The organism is Laspinema olomoucense D3b (genome assembly GCF_025370785.1).
Lineage (GTDB): Bacteria > Cyanobacteriota > Cyanobacteriia > Cyanobacteriales > Laspinemataceae > Laspinema > Laspinema olomoucense.
The window spans coordinates 216196-237507 of sequence record NZ_JAMXFA010000005.1; the positions used below are offsets into that span (position 1 = coordinate 216196).

The window sequence follows — 21312 nt, forward strand, 5'->3', positions numbered from 1 at the left end:
AAGCACCCTAAACCACACTGACCCCATCCCGAACTATGATTGCAGCAAAAGATAACGTTCCACCGTTTACCCCAGAAGAATACTTTGCTTGGGAAGAACAGCAGCTAGAAAAACATGAACTGATTAACGGTCAAGTCTATGCTAGGAGTGGCGGCAGCGTAAACCATAGCCGCCTTGCCGTCAGACTCACAACCCTATTCGCCAACCATTTAGAGGGAAGTGGATGCGAAACAGGTAACTCAGACTTGAGAGTTAAAATTGCTGAAACCAATAATTATATCTATCCAGATATCAGCGTCACTTGCGACGATCGCGACAAAACTGCCAGCCAATACATTACCTATCCCTGCCTAATCGTCGAAGTCTTATCCAAAAGTACAGAAGCCTACGACAGAGGCAGAAAATTCCGAATGTACCGCCAAAACCCAGCCTTAATCGATTATTTGTTGGTTAGTTCCACCAGCATCGAAATGGATTTGTATCATAAAAATGAGGCAGGCATTTGGTTAATTATCAACTATCAAGCAGGGGATACGGTAGAACTGAAAAGCCTCAATTTCAGCTTTCCGATTGAACAGGTTTATCGCGGTTTGGATTTAACTTTAGAAACCACAATCTAAAACCCTGATTTTCAACGATTTAACCCCAACCCTAAGAGAACAAATTAAAGCGATCGCCGCCAAACATGGAGCCTTTAATGTGCGAGTTTTTGGTTCTGTCGCCAGAGACGAAGCCGACCAAAATAGCGACCTTGATCTAATCGTAGACTATGACCTTGACAAAATTAGCCCTTGGTTTCCCGTCCGTCTCATCCATGATTGAGAAAACCTGCTCGGTGTCAAGGTTGATGTCGTCACCGCCAACGGACTCAAAGACAGAATCCGCGATCAAGTCTTACAGGAGTCACTCACATTAAACGCCTCCGCGACAAAATGAAACTCAACCAAACCGAACAATTCAAAAAAGGCTTACTGCAAAAACTGTTTGTTTGAGGGTTTATAATAAAAGTAGGTTTACCCAAGGCGAAAAAAATGCTCACCCTAGAAATGGTCATTCAAAAAATTCAGCAGTTTTCCCCAGATCAACTCGCAAAAATTGTGGAGTATATTGAATTTATCGAATTTAAAACGAATCAAGTAGTTTCTCCATCAATCGACATCAAGCCACAAAACAAATCCTTTGTAGAATCAGCCCAAGAATTTGTAGGCTGTTTAGATAGTGACCTAGAAGACCTCTCCCACAATCCCCAATACCTAGAAGGCTTTGGAGAATAATGAACAGCCCTGTTATCTTAGATACCGGAGTTTTAATCGCTTTCCTAATGCCTAGGGATAAATTCCATCCTTGGGCAGTCTCCCCACTTTCCTAAATCATAGTTCCTGTGATCACCTGTGAACCCGTCATCACCGAATCCTGTTTCCTTGCCCAAAGGATTCACAACGGACAGGAAACAATTCTAAAACTGATTCAGCAAGGTCATATCATTCTCCCTTTCATCCTCAGCGAAAACATTGAAGCCATAGAAAACCTGATGCAACGCTATAGTTCCGTGCCCCTGTCTCTGGCTGATGCTTGTTTAGTTAGAATGAGCGAAGTGTATGAAAATAGCCAAATCCTGACTTTGGATAGTGATTTTACGATTTATCGAAAGCAGCGCAATCAACTCATTCCTGTCATCATGCCTAACGAGAATTAAACTATGACCCAATCTGAAGCCGAACTCGAACAAAACCTAATTGAACGCCTTGCCAGACTAGGTTACGAACCTGTCACGATCCGCAATGCTGCTGAACTGACTGCCAACCTCAAAACCCAACTCGAAAAACATAATAACATCACCCTCAGCGACCAAGAATTTAAAAGCATCCTCAACCATCTCGACAAAGGCAATGTTTTCGATCGCGCCAAACGCCTCCGTGACAAAATGGAACTCAGACGCGACGACGGCACTACTTTTTATCTAGAATTTATAAACATAGAACACTGGTGTCAAAATCAATACCAACTCACCAACCAAATCACGAACCAAGGCAGTTACAAAAACCGCTATGACGTAACCTTATTAATCAACGGCTTGCCCCTAGTTCAAATTGAGCTCAAACGCCGGGGACTCGAACTTAAAGAAGCATTTAACCAAATCAACCGCTACCAACGCCACTCTTACAGCGCAGATCATGGACTGTTTCAATATGTCCAAATATTCGTCATCTCCAACGGGGTAAATACTCGCTACTACGCCAACAACCGGAAACAAGAGTATAAACAAACCTTCTATTGGGCAGACGAAGACAATAACCTACTCACCAACCTGGACGACTTTGCCGATCGCTTCTTGGAAAAATGCCACCTTTCCAAAATGATTTGTCAATACATCGTCCTGCACGAATCTAATAAAGTGCTGATGGTGCTACGTCCCTACCAATATTATGCCGTTGAAACCCTTATTGAGCGGGTCAAAAACACTAATAAAAACGGCTATATCTGGCACACCACGGGGTCAGGCAAGACCCTCACCAGCTTCAAAGCTGCCCAAATTCTCACCAAACTTCCTACGGTTCATAAAGTCCTGTTTGTGGTCGATCGCGCGGATCTCGACTTTCAAACCAGTAAAGAATTTAACTACTTTAGCCCCGATTGCGTTGACACCACGGACAACACCCAACAACTCGTTACACAAATGTCGGGGAATAGTCCCCTGATCGTCACTACGATCCAAAAACTCAACCGGGCGATCAGTTCCTCACGCCATGAAGCGGATATGCTTCCCCTACGAGATAAACGGATTATCTTTATCTTTGACGAGTGCCACCGCTCCCAATTTGGGGAAACCCACCGCAAAATCACGCGATTTTTCCAAAATGCGCAACTGTTTGGCTTTACCGGCACTCCGATTTTTGCCGAAAAAAATGTCTATGTGAAAGATGGCTTAAAACTATCGACTGCCTCTTTATTTACAGAATGCTTGCACCGATATGTGATTACCAATGCGATCGCCGATGAAAATGTCCTTAAATTTTCCGTCGAATATTGGGGCAAGCTAAAACGCAAAGACGGCACTATAATTCCTGAGCCAAAGGGCGATCGAGAGTTTTTTGAAAACCCCGATCGCATTTCTATGATTGTAGATTGGATTATTGAAAACCATCACCGAAAAACCCACCGCAAAAAGTTCTCCGCTATGTTCTGCGTCAGCAGTGTAAACACCCTGATTACCTATTACGAGGCATTTAAAGCCAAAAAACAACAGGGATTACACGATCTGCGCGTTGTCACCATCTTTACTCCCCTTGACAACGAAGACGATGACGAAGCCAACGGACTGATTGGTGAACCGGATTTTAATATTGCCACAGATCCCAGTCGCCGCCACCATAGCCGGGATAAGCTGAATGAATTTATCGCAGACTATAACCAGATGTATAAAACCCAACATTCTGCGAAAGATAGTCAGGCATTCTACGCTTATTATAAAGATATTTCTAAACGGATGAAAGACCGCGATCGCGAAGATGCCCAAGACGCAGACTGGGCCGATATTCTATTAGTGGTCAATATGTTTCTCACTGGGTTTGATGTTAAAAAAATTAATACCCTTTACGTTGACAAAAATCTCAAGTATCACGGACTAATTCAAGCCTATTCCCGCACCAATCGCATCTTAGGCGAACTTAAATCCCAGGGAAATATCGTTTGCTTCCGCAACCTCAAGGAGAATACCGATGATGCAGTTGCGCTTTTTTCTGATGAAAACGCCAAGGAAGAAATTTTTATTCAACCCTATGAGTATCATGTGGAAAAATTTAACGAAGGGGTTAAAACCCTGAAGGCGATCGCCCCGATTCCCCCTGATGTCAATAAATTGATTAATGAAGATGACCAAGTAGAGTTTGTTAAGGCTTTTCGGAATCTGATTCGGTGTTTAAATGTGAGTAAATCATTCACTGAGTTTAATTTTTCTGATTTAGATTTAGATGAACAAACTTTTGAAGATTATAAAAGTAAATATCTGGATATCTATGACAGAACCCGGTCCAAACCCGATGAAGAAAAAGAATCCTTGGTGGAGGAAGTCGATTTTGAATTGGAACTAATCCAGCGAGATGAAATTAATGTTTCCTATATCCTCAAACTCCTGGGCAGACTCCAGCGCGATCGGCAAACCGATGTCACATCCGAAGAGTACCAGAGCCAGAAAGCCTCTATCCTGGAACTCCTGGGCAAAGAAGCCCAATTACGCAGCAAACGGGATTTACTAGAGAAATTTATCGACGAGCGATTACCCACCCTTGACCCCGAAGAAAAAATCGAAGCCGTTTTTCAGGACTTCTGGACTCAAGAACGGATAACTGCAATTGAGCAATTTTGTCAGGCAGAAAACTTAAAAATCGAAGCAGTTAATCAAATGATTGCTGATTATCAATTTTCGGGAAAAGAGCCACTCAGAGAAATGGTGCTGAGTGCTTGCAAGCAAACACCCAAATTATTAGAACGTAAAAAGGTGTTTGCACGAGTGGTATCCAAATTACTGGAGATCATTAACAAGTTTGACGAGGCGATCGGTGCCCTTGATGAGGAAGAATAAACATCACTCACTGTAGCAAAAACCTGCACCCTGAAGGGTGGGGCTATACGGACGAAGCCCGCCTGCGCGGGCTGAAGAGAAAACCGATTTTTGACAACGGGATATTATACGGAATTCGGTTGTGACAGGTCTATCAAAACCCGCAGGCTGAAGCCCGGGGCTATAGGGACGAAGCCCGCCTGCGCGGGCTGAAGAGAAAACCGATTTTTGACAACAGGATATTATACGGAATTCGGTTGTGACAGGTCTATCAAAACCCGCAGGCTGAAGCCTGGGGCTACAGGGACGAAGCCCGCCTGCGCGGGCTGAAGAGAAAACCGATTTTTGACAACAGGATATTATAGAGAAAACCGATTTTTGACAACAGGATATTATACGGAATTCGGTTGTGACAGGTCTATCAAAACCCGCAGGCTGTTCGCGTAGCGTTCCGTAAGGAAAGCCCGGAGGCTATAGGGACGAAGCCTGCCTGCGCAGGCTAAAAGAGAAAATCGACTTCTACCAACCGGATTTGGTATTACTCTGAGGTAACGCGATCGGTGGCGAGTTTCAGGTGATAGGATAAAGGCTCAGTGGCATTGGAGATTACAATAATTTCATAATAGCCAGATTCGGGTAAAACGCCGCTCCAAGACTGATCGGAAGAATCTTCCAGGAGTGGGTCACTTGTACGGGTTGGAGGATAGAGAGAGATCCGCAGGTTGGGATTCGCCTGTAAAGATAAGCGCAGAATTTGACCGGCAAAGAGATAGGCGGTATAGGCTTTTCCCTCACCGGAGGCGAGGGTTCCTGTAACCTGATGTCGAAATTGACCTGGGGAGAATTCAATGGTTTCAAGGGTTTTCCCTTGTTGTAAGGCAGTGAGTTGATCGGAAACGATCGCCTGCCAGATTTGGCCCACAGGTTGATTAATAAACTCGACCCCTTGCTGTTCGGGAAAGTGAGAGAAAAATTGAGCATCGGCTAAATCATACAGTGCGCGGCTACTCAGTTGTAATTGATTCACCGCCCTTGACACTTGATCGCGTTGTTGGTGATCATAACTCCCCAAACCCCGGCGCGCTTGGTCACTTAAAGTCCCTAAATAATCCAACAGTTCAGCAGCCAACTCATCCCAGCGCGATCGCCACAGCTCATCAACGGGGTCATAACTTAGAACAATCCCCCGTTGACTGGGATATCGTTCGTAAAAGACTTCATTAACAAGATTCACATAAAACTCATAAGAAATCCCCAGTTCCTCTCGGCGATCGCGCAGGGCTGCTTTGCGCTTAAATTCCTCCGGGGAATAACGGGAGGAAAATTCCACTAAATCCGGATCAACATCTTCAAATAAATCGGGTTTTTCACCAGAACCCGTCGGTTGCATGGGATTATATTTAACCCACTGTCTGCCGCCCCACCAACCCGCACTCCCGGCACCCACAACTAACATCACCACTAATAACAGCGTACCCCACCAAGGGAGTCGCCCGAGGCGAGACTGTGGAATTCCGGTAACGGCACCAGTCCCGGTAATTTCCCCTACCGATGCGGGGAAGGGGGATAATGAACCCGAATTGACATTTTTAGGTATGGAAATGCTCTCCGGGGGGAGTTGCGTGGGAAACACCGTCCCGGGTAGGGAAGAATGGGGCAGGGGAGGGGGTGCCGGGGGTTGAGAGCGAGGCCCTAGAGTGCCTGTGGATTGGACCTCAGCGATCGCCTGTAAAACCTGAGTCGCACTTTGGAAGCGATCGCCCACCCGACGGGCCAGCATCTTTTTCAGGACCTGTTGCAAACCCGGTGGCATCTCCCCAAGTCCATCCTTTCCCCAATTCAAATCTTGAGGATCAAAAAATGGCTGGGGTTCTTCCCCCGTCAACAACACCAAAACCGTCACCCCAAGGGCATATAAATCGCTGTGGGGATACACCTGGCCCAGCATCATCTGTTCTTCCGGTGCATATCCCACCTTACCCAGGCGGGTAGCAACAGGCATGGGAGGACTGGTAACCGGCAGGCTGATCACCTGGGACTCCACCTGGGCCGCCACTTGCTTAACCCCACCAAAATCAATCAAAACCGGCAACTGATCTAAATTCCTGAAAATCAGATTATCCGGGGAGATATCCCGATGAATCACCCCACGGGAGTGGATGTAATCCAAAACAGGTAAAAGTTGTTGCAGTAACTGCGTCACCTCGCCAACGGTGAATTGCTGCCCTTGCTGACGGCGTTGGGAGAGTAATACCCGGTAGTTTGGACCTTCTACATAATCTTGCACCAGAAACAACCGGCTGCGACCCTCAACGGGCGATCGGCACAGTTCCCGGAATTTCGGAATCTGCCGGTGTTGGAGTTGGTAGAGCACACCGGCTTCCCTAGCGAACAGTTCCTCGGCTTTTTGCTGGGCGTAGGTCCCTTGAACCTTGGGGGCAAATTCTTTGAGAACGCAGCGTTCGTTAAAACGGTTGATATCTTCAGCCAGATAAGTGCGTCCGAAGCCCCCATGACCGAGTTCTCGCACCAGTCGGTAGCGATCGCCCACAATGGTTCCCGCAGAAATGGCTCCTATTGAGATTCCCTCCGCGCCTAGCACCTTTAAAGGTTCGCCACAGGACTGGCAGAAGCGACTTCCGGGGAAATTATCATGTCCTTTACTGCAAAAGAGGGGCTTCATCTCGGTTTCGCTCTCCCACAGGGGGTCAGTATTGCTATAACAATTCACCCTTGATTGTACAAAGTGTTTCCTTCTAGAAGCTACCCAGATTTTATTCTTTTTTAGACTTGTCCGTTCTTCTTTACTCCGTTCCCCTTTATCCTCCGGGAGAGCCTTGACAAAAAGGAGCCGATATGCAATTTAACCGGGTGGGGGTGACATTTTGTGCTAAAAGCGTATAGGCGGCGTTAGAGTCTAGGGGTTTGGAGAACAAATACCCCTGTCCAAATTCGCAGTTCAGAGTTTGTAACTGTTCCAGTTGAGCGATAGTTTCGATGCCTTCAGAAATGGTGGTAATGTGGGTATGCTGGGCCAAAATAACGATCGCTTCTACAATAGCTAATCCCTTGGGATCGCGGCTCATTTGATTAATAAAAGAGCGGTCAATTTTCAGAGTATCAATGGGAAACTGATGCAGACGACTCAGGGAAGAATATCCCGTGCCAAAATCATCGATCGCCAACTGAAATCCCATTGCTTTGAGCTGGTGGAGAGTTGTCACTAAAGCCGGAGTTTCCTTTAAAGAAGTTTCCGTAATTTCCAGCTTAATCGAGGAAGCCTCTACACCAACTTCCTGCAAAATTCGATCCAAACGCTCGACCATCCCTAATTGTTCTAACTGCTGACCTGACAAATTAATACTCATCGTCAAGCTGCGATAATAAGGAAATCGTAATTGCCACTCTCGTAACTGGCAGCAAGCAGCCTGAAAAATCCACCAACTCATTGAGGCAATTAGCCCCGTTTCTTCGGCGATGGGAATAAATTCGGCGGGAGAAACCAACCCGCGTTGAGGATGATTCCACCGGACTAATGCCTCAAATCCGACAATCTCTCCATTAATCAGGGAGACAATCGGCTGGTAGTGTAAGCAAAATTCTTCGCGCTCAATAGCAAGGCGTAAATCCTTTTCCACTTGCATAATCGCCAGCGATCGGTCATGCATTTTGCGATCAAACACCACATAGCGATCGCGACCTCGACTCTTGGCGTAATACAAGGCTTCATCCGCAGCAGCAATCAGTTCATCAGGCGTTGTATCAAGTCGGGGGATAATAGTGGCAATCCCTTGGCTCAGAGTGACAATTTCTCGTACCGTCGAACTCCGGTGTTCCAGATTCACTTCTTCCACTGCCTGTCGAATTTGTTCCGCCACTTGGACCGCCCCCGGTACATTCGTGGCCGGTAACACCACCACAAATTCTTCCCCGCCATAGCGGGCCACTAAATCCCCTTGACGTTTGACAACTGAAGCGACTGCCCGGGCAATTTTCTTGAGGCATTCATCCCCGGCTTGATGTCCGTAAGTATCGTTATAGCGTTTGAAAAAGTCTACATCAATCAAAATTACCGACAAAGGAGATTGCGATCGCATTAATCGCTTCCATTCCTGTTCCAACACCGTATCAAAAATGCGGCGATTAGCAATCTGAGTTAATCCGTCTGTGGTCGCTAATTTTTCCAGTTCCGCATTGGCTATTCTCAATTGTTGATACAGCAAGGATTGTTGGATCGCCGCTTCGTGGAGGTTTTCATTGGCTTGAGATAACTCCTGAGAGCGGTCTAGTAATGCCTGCTGTAACCAGTAGCGATCGGTGATATCATCAATCACCCACAGCCGACCCGGAACATTGCGAATCCGAGTAGCGGTAATGGATATGCTCAACACTTTCCGTTCAGGTTGTGTAAAGACCCACTGCCAATTGCGAATCTCCATCGCCGGTTCTTGGAACAGTTGGGCCGCTTGAGCACATAGGGCCTCCTGATTATCCGCATTTGCTCGCAACTTCGCCATTGCTAGGGCGATTTCTAAGGGTTTAACCTCTCCAGGCTGTAAATCCAGGTGTTGAGCTGCACTGGGATTGAGCCAACTCTGTTCCCCCTGATCATCTACAAAAATCACCCCTTGGGGAATCGTTTCCAGAATCGCCCCCAGGCGGATCGTTGTCCGTTCCAGTCGCCAGGTTGTGTCTTGAAACTGCAGTAACATTCGCAGTTCCCCACGCAGGGATTCCAGACAGCGTTTGAGATCAGGAGTGAGAGTAACATTGCGAGACCAAATGATTAAAATTCCCCCGCAGAGGCCCTCCGCCCCCTCCGTCACCCTAGGTTGCAAGGGCAAAACGGCCAAAGTCTTTGTACCCGCAGCGATTAAACTGCGAATTGCCCCCGGTTGGTGGGGATAATTTTGATAATACAAGCAGCGATTCAAGGCGATCGCCTCGGCAAACAGTTGGGGAGAGGTTAATCTATCCGCTAATACCGTTGGGGGAAGACAGACGACTGCCTCAGCGGTGACTTCATCCACCTGTCGCAAGGCGATCGCCGCATCTGCATCCACCAGGGTCATCAGCAAGCTTAAGGTATGACTCAGAACCATTTCCGGAGTCCCTGTTGCTTGCTCATCCGCCAATTGCAGTTGCATCGATTGCAACGCGAATTGCCACTCCACCTGACGCAAAAATTTCCCCAGTTCTACCCCCGCCAAGGCCACCCCCGCCAAGGCTACACCATAGCTATAAGCAAATACTCCCTGACCGGGTGGGACATCTAACAGGGCCACTAACGTGATTCCCAGGATTGAGATGGGAACAATCAACACCGGGCGTAAAATTCCCACCATCACGAGAGTCAAGGCGACGGGCCAAACCGGAGTCCATCGGAGTAACCATCCCAACAGCAACAAGACCAGAATCGACTCGAAAACCCTGGGTGCAAACCGGGGTAAGCGGTCTGGACTCAGTTGTTCAGCTTGTTCCGGTTGAAAAAACTGAGTAAACCGAGTAAACCGAGTAAACGGAGTAAAGCGAGTCAATTGGACAAACATGATGCGATCGCCTTCGATACGGTCTCTGGTGTACTTAAGTGGGGAAAATGTCCCTCGGACCTGATCGGAATCAGTGTGCTATTGGGGATTTTTTCGGCCAGGTACTCCCCGACTACTGCCGGTACTGCCGGATCATCGGTGGACTGGATAATCACCGTGGGAACTTGCAGGCGCGATAAGTCTCCCCGGTGATCCGACTGAAAGATGGTTTTGGCAATCCCTAATGCAATATCCGGACGCATCGCTAAGAGGTTTTTAGCAAAACCCATTGCTAATTCTGGTTGGTCCGGGTTACCCATCATCAACTGGGCAAACCCGCTGGCCCAAGCATGATAATTTGAGGACATCGCCTGATACAGGCCATCGAGATCGGATTGGTCAAATCCCCCCACATATCCCCCATCGTTCAGATAGCGTGGCGATGAATTTAATAAAATCAGTTGTCTAAACCGTTTTGGTTCTGATAAGGCCGCCAGTACCCCCACCATCCCACTGACGGAATGACCCACAAAAATACAGTCCTGGAGTTTGAGTTCGTGGCACAAATCCAGTAAGTCCTCAGCATAGCTGTGCAAACTGCTGTAGCGACGCGGACTATAGGCGGATAAATCCGAGTTCCCACAGCCGACTAAATCAAATAAGACAATTCGATAATTGGGCTCAAATACCTTGACCTGGTTGCACCACGCGGTTTGATCGGTTCCAAAACCGTGGGCAAAAATTATCGTTTCACTGCCCTGACCCACCAGGTTAACGTTATTTCGAGCAAGGATGCTAGTTGTAAGCAACATATATCTGTTTCCTTCACTGCTTTGACCTTTGAGGGAGTCCTCGTAGATGCACTCTTCGCGTTCTCCAACCCACTCGGCTGGGAAATCAGACTCCTACACTCACTGCGACACAATTTCTCTATAAATTATTAAAACAAAATTAAGACCGCTAGAAAGTTAAGATAAATGTATTTAAGGCGACTGCATCTACTCCCCACTCCTTAGATAATTTTTCCCCTTTTTTTAGCCCTGATCACTTCCCCGATTGCGAGATCAAGGCAATTTATCAAAGGCCCCTCTATACCATTGGGTCAGGCAACCCCCACCGAGGGCGATCGCCTGACCCAACCGCCTCCAACCCCCTCCTAGACTTGACCCCCTCCCTAAATTATGATATAGACTTAAAAAATTTCACCGGCGTTATCCCTCCTTCTCCTCCGTTCCCCCTTCCCTGAACTGGGCCTCGTAACGGTCCAAAATCCCACTCTCAATCATCAACCTCGGCCAAATTAATAAGAAAAACCCCATCCACGCCACCAGAGGCACCGCAACGATCGCCGTTACCCAAAGTTTGTGAAACACCAGCCAACTGCCCACAATCAACGTTATCCCCGTTAACAAAATTGACCAAGGCTGACACCACCAGGGTTTATAATTCCAAGGATTCAAAGCCGGTTCTTGGGACATAAAACTCTCAAATAAAGAACAAACTCACTTTGTTTTATCATAGATATGAAAATTACCCCTTATCTTCATACCGCCATCTTAGTCTCTGATCTAGGTCGGGCTGAACAATTTTATAGTTCCGTCCTGGGACTGGAAAAAGTCGATCGCCCCTTTAGCTATGCCGGAATCTGGTATCAAATTGGACCCGTTCAACTGCATTTAATTGTCGATGAAACCCTGAATCTTGTCCCAACTAATCCCAAAAAACTCGGTCGCAATCCTCATTTTGCCTTGGGAGTCAGCAACTTAGAAGCCGCCAAAGCGCATTTACTCGCCCATAACTGTTCACTTCAAATCAGTGCCTCCGGACGGGCTGCATTATTTACCCAAGACCCCGATGGGAACGTGATTGAATTGACTCAGGTGTAAATGAAAATTATTGCCTATTTATATAGTGATCCGCTGTTAGAATCGCCCAGTGATCCAGCGATTTGGGGGTGGGAAGTCGATCGCGTGTATCGAGATTTAGGCGATCGCACCCATCTGCAACAACTCCTGCAAGATTGCCAACAGGAAACCGCAGATTATTTATTAATTCGGCGTATCGAAGAATTGGGGGACTCCGTTCGAGAAGTCTGCGATCGCATGGCACAATTGGAAGAACGGCAAATCCAAATTGTCGCCACCGAAAATGCCACCGCAACCCTAGATACCCCCCTCACCCGCAGCGAACTATTGAAACTGCTTTCAGAAATTGAAAGCGTCCAACGTTCCCGCCAAATTCGCAAAGGACACGCTAAAAATCGCCTGCAATCCATTCCTCCACCGGGAAAAGCACCCTTTGGATATCGGCGAGGGAAGGACCGCTATGCCCTCGATCGCGCTGCTGCGGCTCTAGTGAAAGACTTTTTTGAACAATTTCTCCTCTACGGGTCTTTGCGCGGTGCCGTGCGCTATTTAGAGCGAAAACACAGCAAAAAAATTTCTGTGACAACCGGAAGGCGATGGTTAACGAATCCTACTTATCGGGGGGATTTAGCTTATAAAAATGGGTTAGTGCTGTCTAATACTCATGTAGCAATTATCTCCCGAGAGGAAGCGGCACAAGTCGATCGCCTCCTGCGCCGGAATCGGAGAATGCCGCCTCGGACTGCCAGTGCATCCCGTTCTTTAGCCGGTTTAGTTGTCTGTGGGGAATGCCATTGTTCAATGGCTATTTCCCAAGCGAAGGCGCATCAGGGGAGGCGGGAGTATTTATATTTGCGTCCGACAAACTGTGTGCGACAGCCGAAATGTAAGGCGATTCCTTATGAAGCGATTTTACAGCAGGCGATCGCTCAAGTCTGTCAGGAGTTGCCGCGCGCCGTTGCCGGATTAGAAATGGGTCAAATTGGCGGAGTCAAACAGCAGATTCAAGAGGCGATCGGCACCAAGCAACAGATTCTCACCCAACTCCCACAACTGCGCCAAGACGGGATCTTAGATCCTGAGACTGCCGATTTGCGCCGTTACAAACTTAGTACAGAAATTTCCGAACTCCAAAGTCAACTCGCGCAACTCCCACCCGTCAACCTGCGCGAAACCGCCCAAGCTGTTTCTCTGCCTCAATTTTGGCTAGATTTATCCGAAACCGAACGGCGATTCTACTTTCGGGAATTCATTCGCCAAATCGAAATCTACCGCCAAGGTAAAGCATGGCAATTGAAAATTATCTTTATTTTCTAGGGGTTTCGGGTTGGATGAAACGGCAGCAAAAACAGAGTTCAATGAATTGATTTTTCCTAAAAAACCCGTCTTCTAACCGTTAGTCAACCAACAAACTAAACCTGAACCGCTGGTTTCTCGGAGTCTGCCCCCTCTTCAGCTTCCTTGGGTTGAGACACCGGCAGTTCTATGCGGAAGGTACTGCCTTGGGTGGGTTGGGAAGTACAGACAATCTTCCCGTGATGGTTTTCTTCAATAATTTTCTTAGAAATCGATAAACCCAATCCCGTACCCACTCCCATTGCTTTCGTGGTAAAAAATGGCTCAAAAACACGATTTTCGACATCCGGCGACATTCCCGGACCATTATCGGAAATGGTAATCGCCACTTGATTATTTTCTAAGGCTTCCGTGGTAATAATAATTTTTCGTTTTCCCGGTTGTCGTTCCAGCTTTTCTCCCCCAGCAGTGGCGGAATTATCGGGTTCTTCCAGGGCATCGATCGCATTATTAATCAAGTTCATGAAAACTTGGTTGAGCTGATTAATATAACATTCTATTTTGGGAAGTTTTCCAAATTCACAAACTACCTCAATGTTTTGTTTATAACGATTATTCAACAGGACTAAGGTACTTTCCAATCCTTCTTGGATATCCGCAACTTTCATATCGGGTTCATCCAGACGGTAGAAATTACGCAGGGTCAGGACCAAATCCCGAATCCGTTCTGCACCCACTTTGAGAGAACCCATAATCCGAGGCAAATCTTCCAGAACATAATCGAGTTCTACTTCTTCTAAGATTTCTTCCACCGCTTCGGCATTGTCTGGGTATCCTTCTTGATACGCTTCCAAAACCTTAAATAAATCTTCTACGTGTTCCTCCACGTAGGGTAAGTTGCCATAAATAAAGTTAATAGGATTATTAATTTCATGGGAAATTCCCGAGACCATTTGGCCCAGCATTGACATTTTTTCCATTTGCAGCAAATGTTGTTGCAGTCGATGGAGTTCTTGTAAACTATCTTGGAGCTGTTTATCTTGGTCCGTTAATTGTTGAGTCAGTTGAGCAACTTTTTGCTCTAATTCACGATTTCGGTCTTCCAGTTCTTGAATGCGATCGGTCATTATGGACAGCCCCCTGTCACATCAACACTCCAAATTATATCAATTTTTACCCTCCTATTTTGTTGGCAGGGGAGAGTGAAGGGGTCTGGAACAGGTTTCCCGTTGCCGAACCCTGTCCCCTCATGGGAATGCGGATAGTCCTGATCCCCTCACCCCTTCTCCCAACAGGGGAAACAGGGGGAGTAATCACAGTCCCTCTCCTTTGATGGGAGAGAGACTGGGGGTGAGTTTTGCAGCGATGCACCCTTAGTTGAATTCACTCCGAGCAAAAAAAAAGAGCGGAGGTTCCACAACCTCCGCTCTTTTGCACCGATGCCTTTACACCGATCGCGACGAGTGATCATCCCGGGAATCCGATCCTTTCCCCGCATTCCGAACATTCACAATCTTACCCATGAGATCAAACCAAAAACTTGACCCCATCGAAATCGCAATCCCACTAATTAACCATCCCGCCAATTGCTTGACAAAGGGAATGGGCCACTGGCGATTTTGAATCCGTTGTTCTCTAACCGTAGCTTCACTCCACCCAATGGGTAAAGAGATATCCTGAAGGGATTCTCTGAGTTCTGCTTTGACCCCCTCTAATTCTCGGGGGTCTCGAATCGGTTGGGCATTGACAATACTCTGAGCATTTTGAGTCACAGTTGCCCGTAAAACCGGGTCTTTTGATAAGCTACTCACAATATAGATAGTATCGGCATTGGCGATCGCCGCCACCAGACATCCGATAATAATCGCAATCCCTCTGGCATTGCGTTTGTACACTCCCGAGGACCGTTCCATCGAGCGATCAAACCATGTTTCGATTTCTTGCTGAAACGTATTCAGCGTATCTTGAACCCCTTCGTTCTTCTGTTGCGCTCGTTTCGCTAAGACTCGTAAACTTTCTTTGAGAGATTCGGGCAATAAATCGATGACTTTCTCTAACTCTTTGAAGGCAGATTCAATCCCTTGATAAGCTGGACTATTTTTATCTTCAAAGGTTTGCTGAATCTCCAGATAAATTTCTCGATACCGGGGCAGACTGGCCATAATCTCTCTGGGTTCAGGCTTCAAGTTTTTTAACAAGACCTTCTTGCCCGCCTCTCCATAAATTCGCTTGGCGATCGCACTCATTCGCTCCACCAAAAATTCCTGACTCTCCCCTTCCCCTTCGGCGGCCAAAGCCAGTCGGAAGTTGTCCACAAATAATCCAAACCGTTCTTCCATTAATTCAACGAACATGGCCAACGTAATTTCTTCTTGAGCATATTTCGTCACCAGTTCATCGAAATTCTGCCCGCACTCTCTTAGCTCTTTGTTGAAAATCCCCGTATTGACTTCACTTAGGCTGGCAGTTTGAGCTAAATTAAAAAGCTCTTTTAACTGCTCTTGTTTAAACTTTTCTACCCGGGCAATACTCAGAGCATGAGAAATTTTGTCAACCCCTAAAATATCCATAAGAGTCACCGCGAAAAAGTCTGGGCGAATGTAAGAAGGTCCTCCTTCATTCTCTCCAAACACATTCTCGGTATGGGTCATTTTTTGATAAATTTTCAACAATCCAGAACTGATTGTTCGGAATCCTTGGGCTAAAGCTCCTTTAGCCTCTTGATTGAGGTCTTTGATTAAGGGGTGAGCATACAGCGCATTAGCAAGAAGTCGAGCTTTTCGGCTTTCTTCACTTTCTTTAGTGCCTCCCACCATCACTTCAATCGATTTTTTTAAATGGTCGGCTCTCCACTGAAGCAATGTAGTGATCAACTCTTGAATTTCTGAGGCTAGTAGACTCAGAATCAAATACACAAAAATTAGCCCGATGGCAAGGTCTAAAATAAAAGGAATGTTCATGATGAATTATCATCCAGGTAAATGCAGGACTGACTCAACTTCTTTAAAGTTTGTCATCGATTACTATACGGACTGACTCTTAAAAAATCGGGCAAATAACAAAAATATCAAGACCTTTGATGGGGAGGATGGGGAGGATGGGGAGGATGGGGAGGATGGGGAGGATGGGGAGGATGGGGAGGATGGGGAGGATGGGGGAGATGGGGAGGAGGGGGTGGATGGGGAATTTTGTAGTAACGACTTCAGTCCTTCCTCCTGACTCGCTTAAGCCAAGTCACAAAGATCCATCTCCCCCATCTCCCCTATCTCCCCTATCTCCCCCATCTCCCCCATCTCCCCTATCTCCCCTATCTCCCCCATCTCCCCTATCTCCCCCATCTCCCCCATCTCCCCCATCTCCCCCATCCTCCCCATCTCCCCCATCTCCCCCATCTTCCCCATCCTCCCCATCTCCCCCACCCTCCCCATCTCCCCCTCGCGACTCTTGACAATTTTAAAAAATCCAGTTCGGGATGTTAGATTTGCGAGTAGGGATGGGGAACTCTGAAACCAGTTGACCCGAACCTTGGGGGCCAAACCAAAATTCGTTAAAATTCTCTAAAGCTTGCACGGTTTGGAGAGGGTCCGCTTCTGAAGGGTTAGAACAGCTCAACGGGATTGCTCCCGGTTGCTACTACCCCCAACTACCGAAACGCCGTATTTGCTCTGGTTGCTCTTAAAACACCATGTACCAGGAAATTTTCACCCTGAACGAGTCAAATGAGAAAACAATTAGAACCCGACATTGGGGCGAACAGCTCTGGGTCCTCCTGCTCCTGATCGCTGCGATTCTCCTCTATCAGATGGATCTAGGCATTCTGCCGTTACGAGACTGGGATGAAGGGATTGTTGCCGGGGTTGCTCGGGATATTTACCAAGGGTCGTTAGATTGGCTCTATCCGACAAGTGCGGGAGAACCCTATTTTAATAAACCGCCTCTGATGCATTTGCTAATTGCATGGGCTTATTTTTTCGGGGGGGTGAATGAATGGACGACGCGGTTGCCAGGGGCGATGCTGTCGGCGTTATCGGTGCCGCTGTTGTATGGAATTGCGCGGGAAGTGTTTCGTCTGCGATCGCCTGCTATTTTCTCGGCTTTAGTTTATCTGACCCTCTTGCCGGTGCTCCGCCACGGACGTCTCGCCATGCTGGATGGGGGGGTGCAATGCTTTTTCTTATTAATGCTCTGGTGTCTGCTGCGATCGCGCAGGAATTTACGTTGGGGTCTGGGAGTCGGCATCGGGTTGGGTCTGATTTGCATGACTAAAGGCATGATGGGGGTCTTACTCGGAACGATCGCCTTTGCCTTTACCCTCTGGGATACCCCTCGCCTCCTCCGTTCTTGGTACCTGTGGATTGGCATCGCCCTGGGAATGACCCCCGTCACCCTCTGGTATCTGGCGCAATGGCAGCATTATGGGGATGCCTTTCTCTCCGCCCATTTTGGCATCCAGTCTTTACAACGAGTTTGGCAACCCGTGGAGAGCAATGCGGGGCCGCCCTGGTACTATCTCTTAGAATTGCTGAAATATTCCTGGCCCTGGTTGTTGTTTCTACCCCAAGGGTTACAGTTAGCGTGGGAAAATCGCACCCTGAGTTGGGCTAAATTAGTCGCAGTTTGGACCAGTATCTATTTTGTGGCAATCACGGTGATGGGGACTAAATTGCCTTGGTATGTGTTACCCCTTTATCCCGCAATTGCCCTCGCCTGTGGTGCCAAACTGGCTCAAGTCTGGGCCGATCGCAAAACTACGGAACCGTTCACCCGTGACCCCCTGTATCCGGTGGCTTGGATTGGAATTCTCGGCACGATCGCCGTGGTGTTGTGGGGAGGGAGCTTTTATTTCGGCGTCATGGAACCCAGCTATGGGACTTATTTGCCGGTCCTATTAATTGCTGTGGCGTTAACCCTGAGTCTCGCGGCGTTACTGATTTATCACCAGGACCGACAATTTGTGCTGATTTTGTTCTGGGGGATGTTTGTTTCGCTCTGTTTATTCGTGACTTCTCCCCATTGGATTTGGGAACTGAATGAAGCTTATCCGGTGAAACCTGTGGCGGAGGCGATCGCCAAACAGACTCCCCCCGGTCAAAAAATTTACACCTCGTTCGCCTATAATCGGCCTTCGTTAAATTTTTATAGCGATCGCCAAGTTATTCCCGCTACCCCAGAGCAACTCCAACAGTATTGGCGGGAACAGGCGCAGCCCTATTTCCTGGTGGATCGCCTGACCCTAGAGGCGCTCGACCTCGGTCCGAGTCACATACAGAATGCCAATGAAGGTTGGCTGTTGGTCACCCGCGAGTCACCCTAAGCAAATCATGACAAAAGAGTCGCCCCAAACGTTGAATCTTGGGGCGATCGCTGTGGTGGTGAAGCCGGGGAGTTGTTCTGGACCCATCCCCAAAACCGGACTCATTCTCCAGACTCGGGCAATGAGTCCCTGACCTCCCCACTTTCTTCCATAAACTGCCCGAAGGGAGGGCGATCGCCGCTCCAATTTTCTAAACTGGCAAAGGTTACACTCGCCACCACTAGGCCCGCCAACACCGCCCAAATCGAAGGGCGTTTTTTAATTCCCACATCCCTGAGAATACGAGCCACTGGGCTGCTCTGACGTCGCAACAGCCGCGATACGGACAATTGTTTAAAGGTGAAGGGGTCTCTAACGTAATGACCGCTCCAACTAATCACTAATCGAGCTTGACAATGCGGGCAGGTATAGAGTCCGCCTAAAATCTCGCCTGGATTTCTGTGTCCAGAGCGATTGCATACGGGGCACAAGACAGAGTGACTCTCGAAGATATGCGCGTTCATTCGACTTTCCCGTTTTCCCAAAACCGTAATGGATCAATTGTGGTCAACACAACACCAGTGGCGTCGCTTTGGTTGTCAAGGCAAGCTCAAAGCTTACCTGCGTTATCCCGCTCTTTTGCTGCTCCCTTCACCGCTGTTGTCTCCGCTGCGTTCAATTCGTTGATGCACTCTGGAGAGTTCCCTTGCCGCTTCTAATTCCCCGTTGAGGTTAGGGTTGACATCCCAATAAAGGTTTGACCTCGGATAGCTGTACTACCGATCGCCTCGCCTCTCCCCCTGGGGAGAATCCCAATTCCCTTAAACAACTGGATCGATTGAAGCCCTGGGCTAGAAGAGGAATGGAGTGGGATAGCTTTTGTTCTTTAATTCTTAGTCTACTGTGCTTTTCTTTATCGCGTAAATCTGCTGTCATATATCTCAATACATCAGCACGCGATCGCGGCCCTATGTTCAAAGAAATTTAGCGTTAACCATCAGGGATCAACCCGATATCCGTCCAGTGATTACAAAACTTTACAATCAATCCGGTTTTACCTAACTTCATAAAGTTGACCCAGCCTCCATAGGGATAGCGATCGCCTCTCTAACAGCATTCCCTTATTCGATAACCGCCTATCACGTCCGGCATTCACCTCCCCCAACTCCCAACTCACCCCGGCTATTTCAACGGAAATTCCCATCCCTGCAACAAATCCACCCCCACCGGAGAGGTCAAATTGTAATGGAGGGGGGTCAGGGTAATGTAATTTTTGCGAATTGCATCTACATCCGTGGGTAAAGTCACCCCCAATTTCGGATCCAGAGCCTGTTCCACCTCTTCTAACACTTCCCCGGCTAACCAATAATAAGTTTTTCCCCGAGGGTCAATCCGCTTTTCAAAAATATCCACATAGCGGCGAATCCCTTGGCGAGTCAGGGCCACCCCGGCAAATTCCTCGGCAGGGACTGCCGGAATATTCACATTCAGCAACATCGACGCCGGTAACGGGTTTTTTTCCAAAAATTTCAGGAGAGAAACGGCAAATTCTGCCCCGGGTTGGAAATCTTGGTTTACATAACTCGCCAGACTAAAGGCAATACTAGGAATTCCTTCGATGGTTCCTTCCATTGCCGCAGAGACAGTCCCCGAGTAGAGGATATCGGTCCCCAAATTTTGCCCTCGGTTAATTCCAGAGAGGACAAAATCCGGGGGACTGTCTAATAAAGCCCACAGGGCCAATTTGACACAATCTGCCGGGGTCCCTGAACAAGCCCAAGCTTTGATCCGGGGGTCAAACAGCGATTCCACCACTTCAGCGCGGATGGGATGGTGCATGGTTAATCCATGTCCCGTGGCAGAACGTTCGCGATCGGGACAAACTACCGTCACCTCATGGTTCGCACCCTGAAGGGCTTGGGCTAAAGCATAAACCCCAGGGGCGTAGATGCCATCATCATTACTAATTAAAAGTTTCATTCAGGAAAAGAAAACCAACAACAACCTATCTGTATCATCTTGACTTAATTTCAAGAGCAATGGGTAAAAGGGGAAGTCTCGGGGTGAATTCTGCCAGTCGCAGAATCAGCTTTTAACAATCCAATCTTCTAAAAAAGCGACTGCATTCTGATAAAATCTCCCCCAAGAAAGCTCCTATTTTTCTACTCCGATGAGAGTTTATAATTTAGGGGTTCACAAAAAGTTTCTACCCCCGTTTGCAGCACAAAAATAATTACAGGGGTTGCCAAAATTGGCGGACATAGACGAGATTTGGTCAGGGATTCCATGATTTGATTGAGGTTACCCGCCTCTAACGCTGCGCGGTTCTCAGGTTCGCACAGAAAAGCGCGGCATCGTTTGGCAACCCCCTCTAACCACCGTTCTGAGGTATCCGGTTCTTGTCCGGCCTGAATTGCCAGCCCGATCGCCGCATCCTCTATATCTCCCTCACAATCCTCGATCGCATCTAAGGCAACGAGTGCATCAGGATAATTAGCTAATTCAGACCGATACCGGGCAATGTCTGCAAAGGATAGGACGATGGTCATCAGTTCATTGAACGCAAGTTGACATCTTTCATTGTGCCAGATCCCACCCCGTGCCATCGGGAACCGTTCAGGGTTCCGTCCATCCGCCTGATTTCACCCCTGGCCCCAACTAACTGCACCTCCGGTCCCCTCCCCTTGCTAAAGCTATGCGTTACTCGCATCTTTCTTAACAATTGATGAGCGTTCGCTCACCCCTTATGCGTCCCTCGTTACCTCTTGT

20 protein-coding genes are annotated in these 21312 nt (G+C 47.7%); 9 read left to right on the plus strand and 11 right to left on the minus strand.

Going from position 1 to position 21312, the window contains the following annotated elements; translation table 11 throughout:
* The first annotated feature begins 35 nt into the window (after positions 1 to 35).
* The 5 genes from NG792_RS05585 (at position 36) to NG792_RS05605 (ending at position 4582) form a co-directional block, all read left to right on the plus strand.
* Complete coding sequence (locus NG792_RS05585; RefSeq protein WP_261234792.1) at positions 36 to 620, plus strand: Uma2 family endonuclease; 585 nt, start codon at positions 36 to 38, stop codon at positions 618 to 620.
* 43 nt (positions 621 to 663) lie between these two features.
* Positions 664 to 822: a nucleotidyltransferase family protein gene (locus tag NG792_RS28935; protein ID WP_317619496.1), complete on the plus strand. Its 159-nt coding sequence runs from the start codon at positions 664 to 666 to the stop codon at positions 820 to 822.
* A gap of 209 nt (positions 823 to 1031) precedes the next feature.
* A complete protein-coding gene (locus NG792_RS05595; protein WP_261234793.1) occupies positions 1032 to 1274 on the plus strand; it encodes a hypothetical protein in 243 nt (80 codons plus the stop codon).
* Between the two features lie 107 nt (positions 1275 to 1381).
* Positions 1382 to 1696, plus strand: coding sequence for a type II toxin-antitoxin system VapC family toxin (locus NG792_RS05600; protein WP_261197466.1), 315 nt, complete (start codon positions 1382 to 1384; stop codon positions 1694 to 1696).
* Between the two features lie 3 nt (positions 1697 to 1699).
* Positions 1700 to 4582, plus strand: a complete 2883-nt coding sequence (locus NG792_RS05605; RefSeq protein ID WP_261234794.1) for a type I restriction endonuclease subunit R — start codon at positions 1700 to 1702, stop codon at positions 4580 to 4582.
* A 517-nt stretch (positions 4583 to 5099) separates the two neighbouring features.
* On the opposite strand, the gene NG792_RS05610 is transcribed toward NG792_RS05605, so the two are convergent.
* From NG792_RS05610 to NG792_RS05625, 4 genes are all read right to left on the minus strand, one after another.
* On the minus strand, positions 5100 to 7244 hold the full coding sequence (locus NG792_RS05610) for a serine/threonine-protein kinase (RefSeq protein WP_261234795.1): 2145 nt from the start codon (positions 7242 to 7244) through the stop codon (positions 5100 to 5102).
* Positions 7245 to 7380: 136 nt separating this feature from the next.
* Positions 7381 to 10110 (minus strand): putative bifunctional diguanylate cyclase/phosphodiesterase, encoded by a 2730-nt coding sequence (locus NG792_RS05615; RefSeq protein ID WP_261234796.1) that lies wholly within the window; start codon positions 10108 to 10110, stop codon positions 7381 to 7383.
* Complete coding sequence (locus tag NG792_RS05620; protein ID WP_261197470.1) at positions 10095 to 10901, minus strand: alpha/beta fold hydrolase; 807 nt, start codon at positions 10899 to 10901, stop codon at positions 10095 to 10097. Before NG792_RS05620 ends, NG792_RS05615 begins: the two co-directional genes overlap by 16 nt.
* Positions 10902 to 11300: 399 nt before the next feature.
* The gene (locus NG792_RS05625; RefSeq protein WP_261197471.1) at positions 11301 to 11567 is read right to left on the minus strand and encodes a DUF6737 family protein; all 267 of its coding nucleotides are present in this window, start codon (positions 11565 to 11567) and stop codon (positions 11301 to 11303) included.
* A gap of 45 nt (positions 11568 to 11612) precedes the next feature.
* On the opposite strand from NG792_RS05625, the gene NG792_RS05630 reads away from it, so the two are divergent.
* Positions 11613 to 11975, plus strand: coding sequence for a VOC family protein (locus NG792_RS05630; protein WP_261197472.1), 363 nt, complete (start codon positions 11613 to 11615; stop codon positions 11973 to 11975).
* Positions 11976 to 13271 (plus strand): recombinase family protein, encoded by a 1296-nt coding sequence (locus tag NG792_RS05635; protein ID WP_261234797.1) that lies wholly within the window; start codon positions 11976 to 11978, stop codon positions 13269 to 13271. It abuts the gene before it with no gap.
* Positions 13272 to 13366: 95 nt separating this feature from the next.
* Here the strand turns inward: NG792_RS05635 and NG792_RS05640 are convergent, their stop codons facing one another.
* The 3 genes from NG792_RS05640 to NG792_RS05650 all read right to left on the minus strand — a co-directional run bounded on the left by NG792_RS05640 (position 13367) and on the right by NG792_RS05650 (position 16669).
* On the minus strand, positions 13367 to 14377 hold the full coding sequence (locus NG792_RS05640; protein ID WP_261197474.1) for a sensor histidine kinase: 1011 nt from the start codon (positions 14375 to 14377) through the stop codon (positions 13367 to 13369).
* Positions 14378 to 14695: 318 nt separating this feature from the next.
* A complete protein-coding gene (locus NG792_RS05645) occupies positions 14696 to 16210 on the minus strand; it encodes a hypothetical protein (protein ID WP_261197475.1) in 1515 nt (504 codons plus the stop codon).
* A gap of 264 nt (positions 16211 to 16474) precedes the next feature.
* Positions 16475 to 16669: a hypothetical protein gene (locus tag NG792_RS05650; RefSeq protein ID WP_261234798.1), complete on the minus strand. Its 195-nt coding sequence runs from the start codon at positions 16667 to 16669 to the stop codon at positions 16475 to 16477.
* A 266-nt stretch (positions 16670 to 16935) separates the two neighbouring features.
* Between NG792_RS05650 and NG792_RS05655 the strand changes: the two genes are divergently transcribed.
* Both NG792_RS05655 and NG792_RS05660 read left to right on the plus strand, forming a co-directional pair.
* Complete coding sequence (locus NG792_RS05655) at positions 16936 to 18564, plus strand: ArnT family glycosyltransferase (RefSeq protein WP_261234799.1); 1629 nt, start codon at positions 16936 to 16938, stop codon at positions 18562 to 18564.
* Positions 18565 to 18571: 7 nt separating this feature from the next.
* Positions 18572 to 18697, plus strand: a complete 126-nt coding sequence (locus NG792_RS05660; RefSeq protein WP_261234800.1) for a hypothetical protein — start codon at positions 18572 to 18574, stop codon at positions 18695 to 18697.
* Here the strand turns inward: NG792_RS05660 and NG792_RS05665 are convergent.
* From NG792_RS05665 to NG792_RS05680, 4 genes are all read right to left on the minus strand, one after another.
* A complete protein-coding gene (locus NG792_RS05665; RefSeq protein WP_261234801.1) occupies positions 18666 to 18854 on the minus strand; it encodes a hypothetical protein in 189 nt (62 codons plus the stop codon). The two genes, NG792_RS05660 and NG792_RS05665, sit on opposite strands and share 32 nt — an antisense overlap.
* 743 nt (positions 18855 to 19597) lie before the next feature.
* Positions 19598 to 19747: a hypothetical protein gene (locus tag NG792_RS05670; RefSeq protein WP_261197479.1), complete on the minus strand. Its 150-nt coding sequence runs from the start codon at positions 19745 to 19747 to the stop codon at positions 19598 to 19600.
* Complete coding sequence (surE, locus tag NG792_RS05675) at positions 19726 to 20523, minus strand: 5'/3'-nucleotidase SurE (RefSeq protein ID WP_261234802.1); 798 nt, start codon at positions 20521 to 20523, stop codon at positions 19726 to 19728. The genes NG792_RS05670 and surE overlap by 22 nt, the downstream gene beginning before the upstream one ends.
* A 182-nt stretch (positions 20524 to 20705) precedes the next feature.
* The gene (locus tag NG792_RS05680; RefSeq protein WP_261197481.1) at positions 20706 to 21092 is read right to left on the minus strand and encodes a hypothetical protein; all 387 of its coding nucleotides are present in this window, start codon (positions 21090 to 21092) and stop codon (positions 20706 to 20708) included.
* Positions 21093 to 21312 lie beyond the last annotated feature (220 nt).

Bases quoted from the DNA above. Each gene is read 5' to 3' on its own strand.
- NG792_RS05585 (WP_261234792.1), top strand. From the start codon at position 36: ATGATTGCAGCAAAAGATAACGTTCCACCGTTTACCCCAGAAGAATAC.
- NG792_RS05595 (WP_261234793.1), top strand. From the start codon at position 1,032: ATGCTCACCCTAGAAATGGTCATTCAAAAAATTCAGCAGTTTTCCCCA.
- NG792_RS05605 (WP_261234794.1), top strand. From the start codon at position 1,700: ATGACCCAATCTGAAGCCGAACTCGAACAAAACCTAATTGAACGCCTT.
- NG792_RS05610 (WP_261234795.1), bottom strand. From the start codon at position 7,244: ATGAAGCCCCTCTTTTGCAGTAAAGGACATGATAATTTCCCCGGAAGT.
- NG792_RS05615 (WP_261234796.1), bottom strand. From the start codon at position 10,110: ATGTTTGTCCAATTGACTCGCTTTACTCCGTTTACTCGGTTTACTCGG.
- NG792_RS05620 (WP_261197470.1), bottom strand. From the start codon at position 10,901: ATGTTGCTTACAACTAGCATCCTTGCTCGAAATAACGTTAACCTGGTG.
- NG792_RS05625 (WP_261197471.1), bottom strand. From the start codon at position 11,567: ATGTCCCAAGAACCGGCTTTGAATCCTTGGAATTATAAACCCTGGTGG.
- NG792_RS05630 (WP_261197472.1), top strand. From the start codon at position 11,613: ATGAAAATTACCCCTTATCTTCATACCGCCATCTTAGTCTCTGATCTA.
- NG792_RS05635 (WP_261234797.1), top strand. From the start codon at position 11,976: ATGAAAATTATTGCCTATTTATATAGTGATCCGCTGTTAGAATCGCCC.
- NG792_RS05640 (WP_261197474.1), bottom strand. From the start codon at position 14,377: ATGACCGATCGCATTCAAGAACTGGAAGACCGAAATCGTGAATTAGAG.
- NG792_RS05645 (WP_261197475.1), bottom strand. From the start codon at position 16,210: ATGAACATTCCTTTTATTTTAGACCTTGCCATCGGGCTAATTTTTGTG.
- NG792_RS05655 (WP_261234799.1), top strand. From the start codon at position 16,936: ATGTACCAGGAAATTTTCACCCTGAACGAGTCAAATGAGAAAACAATT.
- NG792_RS05660 (WP_261234800.1), top strand. From the start codon at position 18,572: ATGACAAAAGAGTCGCCCCAAACGTTGAATCTTGGGGCGATCGCTGTG.
- NG792_RS05670 (WP_261197479.1), bottom strand. From the start codon at position 19,747: ATGGGAATTTCCGTTGAAATAGCCGGGGTGAGTTGGGAGTTGGGGGAG.
- surE (WP_261234802.1), bottom strand. From the start codon at position 20,523: ATGAAACTTTTAATTAGTAATGATGATGGCATCTACGCCCCTGGGGTT.
- NG792_RS05680 (WP_261197481.1), bottom strand. From the start codon at position 21,092: ATGACCATCGTCCTATCCTTTGCAGACATTGCCCGGTATCGGTCTGAA.